At 61.0% G+C, this 14,594-nt stretch carries 6 protein-coding genes and 1 pseudogene; 3 read left to right on the plus strand and 4 right to left on the minus strand.

Going from position 1 to position 14,594, the window contains the following annotated elements; all coding sequences use genetic code 11:
* Positions 1 to 354 (plus strand): annotated as a pseudogene (locus AACY50_RS20950) (hypothetical protein); the annotation flags it as partial.
* A gap of 34 nt (positions 355 to 388) precedes the next feature.
* Here AACY50_RS20950 and AACY50_RS20955 read toward each other — a convergent pair.
* Positions 389 to 1,369, minus strand: coding sequence for a diaminopimelate epimerase (locus tag AACY50_RS20955; protein WP_339466781.1), 981 nt, complete (start codon positions 1,367 to 1,369; stop codon positions 389 to 391).
* A 166-nt stretch (positions 1,370 to 1,535) separates the two neighbouring features.
* Between AACY50_RS20955 and AACY50_RS20960 the strand changes: the two genes are divergently transcribed.
* Both AACY50_RS20960 and AACY50_RS20965 read left to right on the plus strand, forming a co-directional pair.
* Positions 1,536 to 2,687, plus strand: a complete 1,152-nt coding sequence (locus AACY50_RS20960) for an MFS transporter (RefSeq protein WP_339539076.1) — start codon at positions 1,536 to 1,538, stop codon at positions 2,685 to 2,687.
* 377 nt (positions 2,688 to 3,064) lie between these two features.
* Positions 3,065 to 6,958 (plus strand): amino acid adenylation domain-containing protein, encoded by a 3,894-nt coding sequence (locus AACY50_RS20965; protein WP_339539077.1) that lies wholly within the window; start codon positions 3,065 to 3,067, stop codon positions 6,956 to 6,958.
* Between the two features lie 80 nt (positions 6,959 to 7,038).
* On the opposite strand, the gene AACY50_RS20970 is transcribed toward AACY50_RS20965, so the two are convergent.
* The 3 genes from AACY50_RS20970 to AACY50_RS20980 all read right to left on the minus strand — a co-directional run bounded on the left by AACY50_RS20970 (position 7,039) and on the right by AACY50_RS20980 (position 14,587).
* Positions 7,039 to 11,505: a hemagglutinin repeat-containing protein gene (locus AACY50_RS20970; protein ID WP_339539078.1), complete on the minus strand. Its 4,467-nt coding sequence runs from the start codon at positions 11,503 to 11,505 to the stop codon at positions 7,039 to 7,041.
* A 112-nt stretch (positions 11,506 to 11,617) separates the two neighbouring features.
* Complete coding sequence (locus tag AACY50_RS20975) at positions 11,618 to 13,345, minus strand: ShlB/FhaC/HecB family hemolysin secretion/activation protein (protein WP_339433972.1); 1,728 nt, start codon at positions 13,343 to 13,345, stop codon at positions 11,618 to 11,620.
* Positions 13,346 to 13,453: 108 nt separating this feature from the next.
* Positions 13,454 to 14,587 carry an MFS transporter gene (locus tag AACY50_RS20980; protein WP_339433973.1) on the minus strand — a complete coding sequence of 378 codons (1,134 nt, stop codon included), beginning with the start codon at positions 14,585 to 14,587 and terminating at the stop codon, positions 13,454 to 13,456.
* Positions 14,588 to 14,594: the final 7 nt, after the last annotated feature.

Consider the following 14,594-nt stretch of genomic DNA (forward strand, 5'->3'; position numbering starts at 1 on the left):
ATCAATGCCTCGCAAAGCGACCCGACCAAAGCTACCCGAGGCACCTACGACACCGACTACCGCCCCGGCTACGACGCGGAGAACTGGAAAAAGTCGAAGATCATGGAAAAGTTCTACATCGGCAAACACATGACCACCCTCGAAGGCTGGCGCTTGGACCCTCGGCCGGAATCCGCCGAGCAGGATCGCGCCTGGTTTGCCATAGCCCATGTCGGCGGTTTGGTCAGTCCGTTGATTGCGGCGCAGATGTTCACCTTTCAAAAAGGCACTGACGGTTTGAAGGACCTGACGCCTGCGCCCGAGGCCGTCATCCCGAAGTTTCTGAAACTGACGCAGAGCATCAGTTCGCAATAGCCGCATCACCCGCCATACAAATGTGGGTAACCGGCTAATCAGTTAACCGTGCCGTTCCGAACAAACGCACGCGGTTCAGTTCTCCCTTGTGTGCTTGCAGCAAAATGGGGGCAGTGCCGCCAGGCATCTCCACGTAAACTTCTGCGGCCGTGACCCAGCCTGCACGCCACGCCGCGCAAGCCACCGCACTGGCACTGGTGCCCGATGACGCCGTCGGCCCTTCGCCGCGTTCGAATACCCGCGCGATGATCCGCTGCGCTGATCCGCGCGCGGCCCATTGCAGGTTCACACCCGCCGGACAAGGATTGCCAACGCCGGTCGGCATTGCGTAGGCAATCCGGGTCAGGCCTTCGGTCAGCGGTGAAACGCGCATCTGATCGTTGCTCGGCAAAGCGGCCGCATCGCTGAGCAGCGTCACGCAATGCGGATTGCCGATACGCACGAACTGGCTGTGGCGCCACGCGGGATCGAGTTGCGCCAAGGCAGGAACATGGCTCACGTCCCGCCCATTGAGCTCACGGCTTTCGACATTCTGCGCACCGACTGCCGATGGGCCGAATCCGGGTTGGCCGAGGTCAAGCCAAAAGCCTTTTACGCCTTCGACTTCGGCCGGTTTCACCGAGGTTTCCACCGGTTGGCCCTTGTCGTGATGGACGCGCAGCAGCGCCCCATGTGCCGGCAGCACACCTTGCTCGGTCAGCGCTTGGGAGAAAATCGTCAGGCCGTTGCCGCTGCGTTCGGCGAGTGTGCCGTCGGTGTTGACGATCAAGACATCAAACGGCGGCGCGGCCTGAAACGGGCCAACCAGCAACCCGTCGCTGCGGTGGGATTTGCTCCCCTCAGGTGCCTGCCCCTCGGGCCAGTCGCAACAAAGCGCTACAGCCAGATGACTCCACGCCTGCCGTGATGACGCACAGTCGGCGGCGCTGGCGGGTAACTCAATACCGGCCTCACGCAGCGCTTGGGGCGAAATCACCCCATAGAGGTTGCCTCGGGCATCGTAGAACTGCGTCATCACTGGCTCCTGAATCCGCGTTTGCAAAGCACATCACTTTACCGGCTGGCACGATCCATGTGGGAGCGGGTTAGGATGTGGGCTGCACGTCCCGAAGGCCTGCGATCGAACCTCGACGCCCAGTCACTGTCCTTCGGGGACGCGATGTTTTTTGCCAAGGATCGATATGACCAGCCTCACCCCCCAAGACACCTTCGTCCCCGGACGCCTGCAACAGATCTCCACACGCATCGCGTTCTTCATCGCCGGGCTCGGCATCGCCGCGTGGGCGCCGCTGGTGCCGTACGCCAAGGCTCGGGCCGGACTCGATGAGGGCACGCTGGGACTGTTGTTGTTATGTCTGGGCGTCGGTTCGATCCTGGCGATGCCATTGGCGGGGATTCTCGCGGCGCGGTTCGGCTGTCGCCGCGTGGCAACCGGCGGCACGCTGCTGATCTGCGCGGCGTTACCGTTGCTGGCGACGGTGTCATCGATACCGGCATTGGTCGCCACGCTGTTCATGTTCGGCGCAGGGCTGGGCACGGTGGATTCGACGGTGAACCTGCAAGCGGTGATCGTCGAACGCGCCAGCGGCAAGCACATGATGTCGGGCTTTCACGGCTTGTTCAGTCTCGGCGGGATTGTAGGCGCGGCCGGCGTCAGCGCCCTGCTCGGCCTTGGGCTGACACCGCTGACGGCAACGCTGGTGGTGGTGGCGGTGCTGTTTGCCGCGTTGTGCAAGTGCGTGCCCCACATGCTGCCTTACGGTAGCGAAAGCGCCGGCCCGGCATTTGCCGTACCGCACGGCATCGTGCTGTTTATTGGCGGGATGTGCTTGATCGTGTTTCTCACCGAAGGCGCGGCGTTGGACTGGAGTGCGGTGTTCCTGACGCAGGAACGCGGGATCGAAACCGCGTACGCCGGTTTGGGTTATGCCGCGTTTGCCCTGACCATGACCGCAGGACGCTTGATGGGTGACCGGATCGTCCGCATTGTCGGCGCCACGCGCATTATCCTGTTCGGCGGTTTATTGGCGGCGGCAGGCCTGTTTCTGGCGACCTTCGCGCCGAGCTGGCAAGCCGCGCTGGTCGGCTATGCGCTGGTCGGCGCCGGCTGCTCGAACATCGTGCCGGTGCTCTACACCGCCGTCGGTAAACAAACCGTGATGCCGGAAAGCATCGCCGTGCCAGCAATCACCACACTGGGCTATGCAGGGATTCTGGCCGGGCCGGCGGTGATTGGTTTTGTTGCCCATGCCAGCAGTTTGAGTTTTGCGTTCGGGTTGATGGCGGTGTTGCTGGTGGCCGTGGCCATGGGTGGCAAAGTGTTGAAGGTCTGAACCGAGTGCACCTGCCGGATCAGGAGGACTTTTTGATTGTGCTGTTCTAACGCAAAGGTCAAAAAGTGGCGGCCTCCGTCAGCGCCTGCAGAAAATCCCCCTGTCAAAACTAACAAATCAGTTAGTTGACAGCGGCATTTCCTGCACCTAAGTTAAGTGCCGACGTGTTACCAAATGCGTCAAGCCAACAACAAGAAACACCGCCAAGGATTGGCGTCAAGCAAAGGTTCCAGCCCCGCCTGACTCACCTGGCGCACCTCTGAAAAAACTGAAACGGCGCTTGCCGTCGATTCCGCCTCTGTCGCTTTTGCGCCAAGTGGAATAGGCACGCTATTGCCTGCAAAAAACCCGACGCAACGGAAGAAAGGATGACTCTTATGCGTGACGTACACCCGTGCCCGCTTTCCACGGCGCAACAGGAAGTCTGCCTGGCGATCAGCCAGAGCCACAGCAATCTTAACTACCACTTGTGCGACGTCATCGAACTGCGTGGCGAGCTGAATCTTGAATGGCTCGAAGCCGCCATCCGCACGCAATTCCTGCAAACCGACACCTTGCGCGCGACCTTCGATATAGACGCGGCTACCGGCACCTACGCACAACACATTCAGCCTACCGATGCCCTTCCCGCCAAGGCGTTCGAAAGCCTGGACGTCAGTGATCAAGCCAATCCTTTGGACGCCTACAAAGATCTGCTCGAGTACCTGCTGCACCAGGAAATGGATTTGCAACACGGGCCGCTGGCCCGTTACGTGCTGATCTGTCTCGCACCACAGCACTACCGCATGATCGAGTTGGCTTCACACCTGGTGGTGGACGGTTTCAGCCACGGCATTGTGTTCAGCAACATCACGGCCCATTACAACGCGCTCAGTCGTGGCGAGGCGGTCGAAAAACTCGAGCTGGCGCCGCTGTCGAGCGTGTTTGATGCGCAGGAGGAGTATCGCCATAGCGACATGTACACCAAGGATCGTACCTATTGGCGCCAGTACTGCCTGAAGATGCCCGAGCCGACACAACTGGTGCCCGGTGATGCGCCGCTGATCAAACTCAATCGTCTGCGCAAGGTGTTCGGCGGTGAAACCCTGTTACAACTGCGCGCGGCGGCGGGCGAACATAAGCTACGCCTGTCGAGCATTCTGCTGGCGCTGTGCGCGACATACCTGCACCGCATGACCGGGCAAAACGAACTGGCCCTGGGCATGCCGGTGGCGGCGCGTCAGCTCAAGGCATTGCGCAATGTGCCGTCGATGGTCGCTAACATCCTGCCGCTGCACTTGTCGTTCACGCCTCAAAGCACTGTGCTGACGGTGGCGGCGAACGTGCAGCGACAACTGCGCCATCACCTTCTGCACCAAAACTATCGCAGCGAAAGCATGATCCGCGACCTGCACACCGAGCGTGGTAACAAGCCGCTGTTCAACACGCTGCTGAACATCGTTGCGTACGATCAAGGTCCGGGTTTTGCCGGTTGCGACACGACCATCCAGAACGTGGCCAATGGCCCGGCGGATCATTTGGGCATCGATATTTTCGACCGCCACGACGATGGTCGGCTGGAGATCGGATTCAACGCCAATGCCGATCTATATGCTGCCGAGGCTCTTGAACTGCACTATCAGCGCCTGACGGCACTGTTCGAACACTTCGCCAATTCGCCCCAAACCCTTGCGGCCGACTACGACTTGTTCCTGCCCCACGAGCAGCATCGCCATTACGCACTGCCTGCACATCAGGAAAAACTCCCGTTATTCGCCGAGGCCTTTGCCGACGCTGTGCGCGATTACGCCGAGCACCCGGCACTGTCGCAAGGCGCACGGACCTTGAGCTATGCCCGCCTCGACGATGACGCCACGCGCCTTGCGGTACATCTGCGTGAGCGTGGTGTGCAGGCCGGGGACTGCGTGGTGGTGATGTTCTCGCGCAGCCTCGAATGGGCAGTGGCCGCCGTGGCCCTGTTCAAACTTGGCGCCTGTTATGTACCGGTCGATCCGGATCTGCCCGAGGCGCGCATCGAACACATTTTCAGCGATGCCAGCCCGACCGTGGTGATCGTCGCACCGGGCAGTCAACTCAAAGTCGAGATCGCTGCCGAAAAACTGCTATGGCTGACTGCCGAAACCCTCGCGCAACTACCGACGGCGACTGAACCTTTGTCGCCATTCGATGCAGGACTGCCGGGCTATCTGATCTACACCTCAGGTTCCACCGGCAAGCCCAAAGGCGTCGAAGTCACGCAGCGCAATCTGGTGCCGATCGCCCGCACCGCCATCAATGCAGCGCAATTAAAGCCGCACGCGCGAGTCTTGCAATTCATCGCTGCCGGTTTCGACATGTCGGTGCTGGAAATCATGATGACCTTGCTCGCCGGCGCTGAACTGGTGATCACCGACAAAGTCAGCAGTAGCCCCGGAAGAGCTTTGGCCACACTGGTCAAGCGTGAAGGCATCAACCTTTTGGTGATGACCCCGAGCCTGCTTGCCTGCCATCAGACCGAAGACTTTCCGCAGGACACCGTGCTCATGCTCGGCGGTGAGTCGTGTACACCGGCGTTACTCGCGCGCTTCTCGCATTGCCGCCTGCTCAACGTCTATGGCCCGACGGAAACCTCGTTCGCCACCTCGATCAACGCCTGCTATGGCACGGGGGATCTGTCGATCGGGCCGGCCACTGCCAACACGCGCCTGTATGTGCTCGACGGCCAGCAGCGCTTGCTGCCACCCGGGGCCTGGGGTGATCTGTTCATCGGCGGCCCGGGCGTTGCGCGCGGTTATCGCAACCGTCCCGATCTCACCGCCAAAGGCTTTGTTGCCGATCTGCTCGACGGCGCGAGCACGATGTACCGCGCAGGTGACCGGGTGTTCTTCGATCACGCCGGGCGCATTCATTACCTCGGCCGCCAGGACAATCAGATCAAACTGCGCGGTTTGCGCATAGAACTGGACGAGATCAAAAACGTTCTGCTTGGTTGCGCTGGAGTCGACGACGCCGCGGTGATGTTGCGTGAACTTGTCCACGGCCCGGCCATTGTCGGCTATGTCGCCAGCAAGGACTCCTGTCTCGACAGTCAGCAGCTCAAACAGGCACTGGGCCGGCATCTGCCGCAGCACATGGTGCCGAGCGTGATCATGTGCGTCGCCCAATTCCCGCTGACGCCCAACGGTAAACTGGCGATGGATCGTCTGCCCGCGGCGGTACTCTACGACGCCTGTGAACTGTCACCTGCGCAGACGCCAGAAGAAGCGGCGATGTGCAAGCTGTTCGCCGAGGCGCTGGACTGCAACGAAGTGTTCGCCAACCAGAGTTTCTTCGACCTCGGCGGCCATTCGCTGCTAGGGCTGCAACTGATCAGCCGGATCAAGGAGCGGTTTGGTGTTGCTCTGGGCATCGCCGATTTCCTCGCAGCCCCCACCCCGCGACAACTGGCCCAGCGTCTGCAAAACAACAGCGGTGACAGCGATCCATTCGACGCCGTTCTAGCGCTGCGCAGCGAAGGTTCACGGCCACCGCTGTTCTGCATCCATCCAGGCGGCGGGATTGCCTGGCCCTATGCCGGTCTGCTGCCGTTTCTGCCGGAAAATCAGCCGTTGTACGCGTTGCAATCGCCGATCCTGCGCGATCCGACGCGAGTCATCGAATCACTGGATGATCTGGCCGCGGAATACCTTCAACGCATCGTCGACCTGCATCCCGAGGGGCCGTATCAACTGGCCGGTTGGTCGGTGGGTGGCAACCTCGCGCTGCGTATTGGCGCGATGCTGCAGGCGCGCGGGCGTGAAGTGAGCTTCCTTTGCATGTTCGACAGCTACCCGCTGCAAGGTGGCCAGGCTTCGTTGAAACTTGACGACGCGATGATCATCAGCCGCATGACCCGCGCCATCGTCGGCACGCCCCGTGCAGGGCTCAAGGGGCTGAAAAGTGCGATGGAAGAAGTGCTCGGTAGCCGGCACATCGGCGATGAGTTCCTGACCCGTCTGGTAGACGATTCGAAGTGGATGCTGGAGTTGCTCGGACGTACGCAGTACGAGGTGTTCAACGGTGATTTGCTGTTCATCCGCGCCACCACCGACATCCTGCGTCAGGACGAACAACAGCCAGCCTTGTGGGCGCCGTACATCAGCGGTGAGTTGATCCAGCACGACGTTGAGGCACCGCATGAATGCCTATTGCAGCGGCAGTATCTGGAACAATTCGGCAAGCAGTTTGTCGAGGCGTTGCTGGAGCGCCAGGTAACGAACACGCATAAGCAACAGCAAATCCTCAGCGTGTAAGGGCTCACTGGACACCATTGCGGTGCCCGGCGAGAACCCCATGCAGGAGCAAGCCCGCTCTTGCATGGGGTGGCGGGTCATTAGCCTTTTTCGTCGATCCCTGCCTGCAGCGGCTGGCCGTCCAGATGACCGCTCAGGGTGACCGGGCCGACTTTCAGATTGCCGTTCTCAAAGGAAACCTTCGCTGCGTTTTCTTCCTTTTTCTGTGGCAGATCCAGCCCGGCTTTTACGCCGTAATCGAGGTTGCTCAGGTCGGTACTGCTGACCTTCGCCCCCCCCAGATCAACCTTGCCTTCACTCGCCGAAATCCGCGCGCCAGTGAGTTGCGTGGCGCCGCGAACAGTCAGATTCACACCTTGGCTAGCGCTGATGCCGGAGGCTTGTTTCACGCTGTCCTTGTGCGCGTATTCACCCTGCGCTTTCAGCGTTGGCTTGTAGTCGGTGCCGGCAAGTTTTTCCTTGTCGCTGGGTGGGTTTTTCTTCGCTGTCAGCCCCAGATCGACGTCGACCTTGGCGTGGGTCTGCGAGTCCTGACGGCTTTCGACACTCAGATTACCGGCGACTTCACCGCCGACGTTCTTCGCCTCAATCCGCGCCCCCGCCAGTTGCGCGTCACCCGCACTATTCAACACCACGCTGTCAGCCTTGATCTGGCTGTTCTGCTGCGTGGTGCCTTGCAGGTAATCCACGCCAACCTTGGCCCCGGCATTGAAGCCGTGATCGCTGCTGGCTTTTTCATCGGCTGATGTCGGCGTTTTGCTGCTCAGGTTGCCACCGGCATTCAGCGCCACGTTCCAGTTGTTGCGGCTGTCGGTGGACTGCGCCGACTCCTGCACGTAACCACCCTTCTGCGCGTCGATGCTGACGTGGGGTGCGCTGACTTGAGTGCCTTGCAGATGCACCGCATCACCGCTCAGTGCGACCGAGGTTTGGCTGTTGAGTTGACCACCGGTCAGGGTCTGCGAGTTCTCGTTGACTCGACCGATGTTGAAGTTGCCGCTCAGATTACCACCCTGATCACGGCTCTTCTCGCTGCTGGTTTTGCTACCGCCGCCCTTCAAACCACCGCCCAGATTGCTGCCGGTGGCGGTGTGGGTGTCGCTGGCGGCTTGCAGGTCAAGTTTGCCATCGGCCTGCAAATCGATGGCGCCCGCGCTGTCGATTTTCGTGCCTTGCTGGATCTGATTACCGCCGCTGCTCAGTTGCACGCCGTTGCCACTGATGCTCGCCACGTGGGCCTGAGTGTCAGTGGCTTGCTTGCCGCTGTGATCGAGCTGGAACCCGGCACCGAGATCGACGTTGGTGCCATCGGTGCCCGGCAAGGTACCGACCGTCAGCGAAGCGTTGCCGCGCAGGCTGGAGGTGTCGCTGCTCTGGCGATCATTGGCCTGATTGAGCGCCAGGTTGCCGTCAGTCTTGATACTGACGCCGCCCTGCCCACCGTCGAAACGGCTGCCTTCGAACTGCGCATCACCGCCCACCTTGATGTTCACGCCCTGGTTGCCGGCATAAACGCCGACCACGGCGGTGGAGCTGTCCTTGCTGGACGCACTGCTGCCCCCCGCCCCGCTGCCGGCAACGTTCACGTCTTCACCGGTTTTGGTGTAGACGCGCACGTCGACCTTGGCGTCCACGGCGTTATCGGTGCTGCTGTGGGTGTCGCTTGCCGCATCGGCGACCAGTTTGTCTGCCGTAATGTTCACCTTGCCGGCAGTGGCGTTGTACTCGGTGCCCTGATCGTGCAGCGCTCCAGCCACGTTGACGTCTACATTACCGCCCTCAAAACGGCTAACCACGGCGCTACTGGTTTGCTCGGTTTTGCTGGCACTGCCGTGGCCGACTGCGACGTCGATACCAACGTTCGGCTGACCGACATTAGCCAATGCATCCTTGTCCGGCAGCTTGCCGCCGATCACGTCTTTGATGGCGCCGGCAATCGGCCGGGCGATGTCTTTGTATTCGACGTTGGCGCCGATATCCGCCGACCAGTTGCTCTCGTTGTGGCTGCTGCTTTGGGTGTTGCTGGCGGCGCGGTTGTCGATTTCGTTGGCCGCAACATTCAGGCCGCTGCCAGCCTTCACTTGAGCGCCCTCGGTGGCGAGCTTGTCGGCATTGATCATCAGGTTGCCGCTGCTGTGCACGCTGCTGGTTTGCGCCGTGGTTTTGCTCGTGGTGTCTTGCGAAGTGCTGTGGGCGAAATCGACGCCACTGCCGGCGCGGTCGAGGCCGCCGGTGTAGTAAAAGCCGCCACCCGTGCTGCTCTTGTCGGTGGAGGTTTTGTGGCTGTCCTGCTCGGCCAGCAACGATACATTCCTGCCGCTGAGGTGGGTGTCGCCCGCAGTGGATTTGACCTCGCCGCCCTTGATCGTCAGATCGCCACCGGCCTTCACCTGCACGCTGCCGCCGCTGAGGCTGGCGCCTTGCTGGGTGACGTCATTACGGGTCACCGTTTGCTGCTTGTCTTCGTAATGAATCCCGGCGCGATATTGCTCTGGCGTTTGCTCTTTCGCGTAAGCGTCGAAGCCACGGGTCTGCGTGCTATGGGTGCTGTCGTGGGTGTTCTGCGCCGAATGCACGTTCACATCCCCCGCCGCATCGGCCGTCAGCGCGCCGTCAGCCTTGACCGTGGAACCGGCCACTTCGATGTCCTTGGCGCTTTTGAGCTTGAGGTTGCTGTCGGACACCAGTTCACTGCGCACCGTGGTGCTGTCCTTGGCGTTCTGGCGCGACTCGTCCTTGGTGATGCCGAAGAACTTGCTGTCCTTGTCGTGGTTGTTGCTGTGCGAGGTGTCCTGTACGCCGTCGATGACCAGCGAACCCTTGTCACTGATCACACTGGCGTCGGTGCCGCCACGCACCTGGCTGGCGCTGATGCGCACGTCGTGCGCCTTGACGATCAGTTTGCCAGCCGCGTTGATTTTGCTGCCCTGGTGCTGGGTCTGGCCCTTGTCGGCATCACCGGTCTTGCCGAAGAAACTGCCGCCGACCAGATCGCCGGAGTAGCTATTGTCGCTGCTGCGATGGGTGCGCGTGGCAGTGGCGATTTCCACTTGCTTGCCAGCCAGTTGCAGGTCGCCCGAGCTGTCCAGCTCGGCGCCTTCGGAACGCAACAACGCAGCGGTTTTCAAGGCGATGTTGCCAGCCTTCAACTGGGTGGTGACGCTGCGCTGCTCTTCGCTGCTGGTGTTCCAATTGGCTTTCCACAGGTGTTTGCGGTGGTTGCCTTGATCGGTCTGGGTGTGGCTTTCGGTGGCGGCGGTCAGGCGCAGATCGCCGCCGCTTTGCACGCTGAGATTGTTAGCGGCCTCGACCTTGGCGGCCTTCAATTCGGTGTCTTTGCCTGACGACAGTTTGGCGTCACGGCTGGCGATGATCTGGCTGCCATGTTGACGCGAATCAGCGTCGGTCTGGGTGCGGTCGTAGGTTTCCCAGGTGATGCCGATCGTGCTATTGCTCCAGTTCTCGCGCTTTTCCTGGAGCTTGCGGCTCTGGACCGTGGTCAAGGTCAGGTTGCGTTTGGCGTCGACCGTAACGTCACGGCCGCTGACATCGGTGGCGGCGAGGGTCAGATCCTTGCCGCTGTGCAAACCCACGTCGCCAGCGCTGCTGCGGATGCCCGCACGCGTCACTTCGAGGCTGTTGGGTACAGCTTCGCCGCTGACGCTGAGGTCACCGGCCGAACGAATCTGCACACCGTCGCGCCCCGCAACGTGTACTGCACCAACCCTGACACCCGCACCTTCGGCCGTGCTGACGATATTGATGCGTCCAGCCTGCATCGCGCCAAACAGGCTGGCATCAATGCGTTGATCGCCGGTGTTGCCAGCAGGGTCTACGGTTTTCACTTGGCCGCTGGCGTAATCAACCTGATTGCGCCCGACCGTGAGGTTCAATTGATCGCGGGCATTGATCGCGCCCTGGCTGTCGATACGCGGCGCGATCAGGTTGATCGAGCCCTCGCCGTTACGCAGGCCGCCGCTCTGAATCTGCAACTGACCACTGGCATCACGGGTACTCAAGGCCTGCAGTTTGCCGTCGTTCAATTCCGGGCGGCCGACCACCAGATTAGCGTTCGGCGTGTTGATGAAACTGCCGCCATTCACCGAGATGCCGTTAGGGTTGGCCAACACATAGTCGGCAGCGCGACCGAAGATTTCCTGCGCACCGTTGATGGCCGAGGGGTTGCGGCTGATCACTTCGTTGAGGATCACGCTTGCCGCTTGACCCCGCAGTTGCGGGTTGGCTGCCAGTTGCCCGGCGAGTTGTGATTGCCCGGCCTGCAACGCGTTGTTGAGCACCAGGCCCTGACGATCGACGTTGTAGTCGAGGAACTGATTGTGCGACAGACCCGAGCCGTTGGGTGCAACGATGTTGACGATGGGCACACCGCCCTGGGTTTGCAATTGCGCGGTACCGCCGGGGCCCGGGGCGACCACGACTCCGCCGGCCAATGCGCTTGGCAGGTGGATGGCGAAGAACAGGCTGGCAATCGCCCAGCGCAGTTTGCCCCGAGGAGAAAGATGAAATGCAAAGGTAGGTGCTGGCATAAAAACGTCTCCATGGAAGGACGGCATCACGTCGCGCGATTTTTCCTGGCCGTGGCTGTCGCGCTCAGATCCAACGGCTGTTTGTTCACTGCTTGATTGGTTTAAACAAGGGTCATATCTGCACACCCACACGCATCAGCCAGGTGGGCGGCTCGTGCTGCAAACCGTTGGGAATGTTGAGGGCGCGCTGGTAATCGAGGTCCACTTGCAGGTTCTTCCAGCCCAGATTCAGCCCAACACTGGCGCCGCTCAGGCGTTGGCCCTGTGCGCCGTGATCGGCCTTGATCCAGCCATGGTCGAGACCGACACGCGGGGTAATCTGCACCGGCCATTCGCTGCGCAGCGGCAGGCGCAACGTGTTGCGCCAGAGCGCACCGCTGGCACCGGAGGCGCTGCTGACCCGATAACCGCGCACCGCCGAATCGTCGGTGCCGAGCAGTTGTTCGATGGCCGGTAGCGGATCGGGGCTGTACTGCACGTTGAGCTGGCTCTGCCACTGCCAGGCTTGCGCGCCGAGCTGACCGTTGCGCCATTGGCTGAGGCCGGCGCGGTACTTGCGAAACTGCGCCTTGGGCAGGTTGTTGACCTGATGCTGTGAGTCGTCATCGGCGCCGAACCAGCGCAGACCCTGGGCGTAATTGACATCGAGGTTCCACACCGCGCGGTCGAGCCAGAACAGATTCAGTCCGGCCTCGGCCACAGTCAGCGTCGGGCTCTGAATGCCCAGCCGGACGTTTTCCAGATAGCTGTCGACGTCCTTGTGCGCCAGTTGCAGGTTGGCGCTGAGCTGACGACTCTGGTCGCGCCACAAAACGCGGTCGGCACGCAGACTGATCTGATCGGTGATGCCGGTGGTGTGAAAGGTCACGCTGGGCAATTTGAACGGCGCACGATATTCGGCATGGCTGGCGAACACGCTGTACGTCCAGTAACCGTAAGGGATCGCGTAGTAGAGGCTGGCGTTACGACTGTAGCGATCACCCTGGTTTAACGTGTCGCTGGCGCTGAGGCTCAACAGATCGTTGAGTTCCAACGGGCTGTCGAGGCTCAGGCTGACGCTGTCGCGATCACGCCCGGTGCTGGCACTGCCAAGGTTGTCGAGCCCGGCATTCAAGGCCCAGCGCGACTGACCAGAGGTGCGCGAACGCAAGATGATCCGCGAGGCGCCAGGCTGACTGCCGGGCGCAATGTCGGCGGTGAGATCGATTGAGCGCAAACGGTTCAACTGATCCAGCCCCTGCTCCAGATCACGCAGGTTCAACGGTCCGCCGAGCATCCCGGGGAAGGCGCCACCCAGCGAAACCGGCAGGCTCTGATCGGCCAGTTCGATCGACTCGATGTAGCCTTCGTCGACCATGATGTCCAGCGACTGCCCCGCTGCCGGGGCGCTGCTCAGGTAGGGGCGACTGGCGATGTAGCCCTTCTCGACGTAGATCGCAGTGATGGTCGCCAGCAGATGATTGATCTGGCCGACGCCCATGCACGGCGACAATAGCGGTTTGAGGCGTGCGTTGAGCTTGGCGCTGTCGATCAGCGTGACGCCGCCGATGCGCGTGCCGCTCAGTGGCCAGCAACGCTCATCGGGGGTAACGGTTTGGGGAATGGCTGGGGTTACCGACGCGGGGCCGAACGCGCCGCGCTCCAGTTGCCGCTTTCTTTGTTCCAGTTGCAGTTGTTGCAAATCGCGCTGTTGCTGTTGTTGCTGGCGCAATACTTCCTGGCCCGGCGCGACAGGTTCGGCAGCTTCAAGCGAGGAGGCACACACGCTCAACACAAAGGCCGACAGCAGCGGGCAAAGCGTGAATCGACGACGATAAACAACGTGGAACGAATACGGCACGCAACTTCCTTGCGATCATCAAATGGCGCAATGCCACCCTATCAATGATCGTGATAGTCGGAGCCCTCCTACACAAATGCAAGACGCTTCCTACATCGCTTACACTTCTTAAACAATTGATTTACTTGCGTTGAATGTCAGCAGCAACGCCACGCCGCTGCACACTATCAGGGTTTCCCCGAGTGCCTGCGACCAACCGGCGAGCATCAATCCCGCGCCAATCAGCAGGTAATAAAGCAGCCCTAACAACGCCCCTGCGGTGCCCAGGCGATCCGTGTAATTGACCAGCGCAGAACCAAGGATATTCGGAATCGCCATACCGAACGCCAGCACCACCAGCAACATGGGCAAGATGAACGCACCGCTGTCCTGCATCGCCCAAACACCTGCACCACCGAGCAAACCGCTCAGTGCGGCGAGTCGAATCAATTGCAGCGCGTTGAAACCGCGGCGCAGCAGACGTTTGTTCAGCCATGCTCCAAAACCTGAGCCAAGCGCAAGAATCACGCCGCTGTAGCCGAACATGCTTGCGCTCAAACCAAGACGTTCAAACACAAAGGGGCCGAGACTGTAATAACTGAACAGTGACACGTTGAACAAGGCGATCCACAAGGCCGAGCGCCAGATCCCAACGTCATGCACCATGCGCCCCAGGGTTTGGAACAGGCCCACGCTGGACAATGGTTGCGCACGAGTTTCCGGCAAGGCGCGCCAACTCCACAGCCACAACGCCACTGCAATCAGCAACAGCGCACCGAGTACGCCGCGATAGCCAAACCCTTGAACCAGCCCCGCTCCGGCGAACAGCCCTAGCGCCGGACTGGCTGCCAGAGCCATGCCCACCAGCGAAAAAACCTGCGCCAGTTCCGCGCCTTGAAAGCGGTCGCGCAACAAGGTTTGGGTCACCACAGAACCGACAGCGGCGCCAAATGCCGCCAAGGCTTGGGCGATCAATAATCCCTGGAAACTCTGCACGCTCAAGCCGATCACGCAAGCCACCGCGTAGATCGCCAAACCGGCAAGCATCGACGGGCGCCGACCAATCCGGTCGCACACCCTCCCCCACGTCACCACGCCAAAGGCAAACGCCAGGAAATACACCGACAAGGTCTGCCCAGCCGCTTGCGGGCCAACGCCAAACGCACGGCCGATATCGCCGAGCGCCGGGCTGTAGAGGGTCTGGGCAATTTGCGGAAACATCAGCAGCGCAATCGCCAACACCAATAAATGTCTGTTGTTCATCTCACCG

The organism is Pseudomonas sp. RA_15y_Pfl2_54 (genome assembly GCF_963971015.1).
Taxonomy (GTDB): Bacteria; Pseudomonadota; Gammaproteobacteria; order Pseudomonadales; family Pseudomonadaceae; genus Aquipseudomonas; species Aquipseudomonas baetica_A.

Coding starts and splice junctions, on each gene's coding strand:
- AACY50_RS20955 (WP_339466781.1), bottom strand. CDS start 1,369: ATGACGCAGTTCTACGATGCCCGAGGCAACCTCTATGGGGTGATTTCG.
- AACY50_RS20960 (WP_339539076.1), top strand. CDS start 1,536: ATGACCAGCCTCACCCCCCAAGACACCTTCGTCCCCGGACGCCTGCAA.
- AACY50_RS20965 (WP_339539077.1), top strand. CDS start 3,065: ATGCGTGACGTACACCCGTGCCCGCTTTCCACGGCGCAACAGGAAGTC.
- AACY50_RS20970 (WP_339539078.1), bottom strand. CDS start 11,505: ATGCCAGCACCTACCTTTGCATTTCATCTTTCTCCTCGGGGCAAACTG.
- AACY50_RS20980 (WP_339433973.1), bottom strand. CDS start 14,587: ATGAACAACAGACATTTATTGGTGTTGGCGATTGCGCTGCTGATGTTT.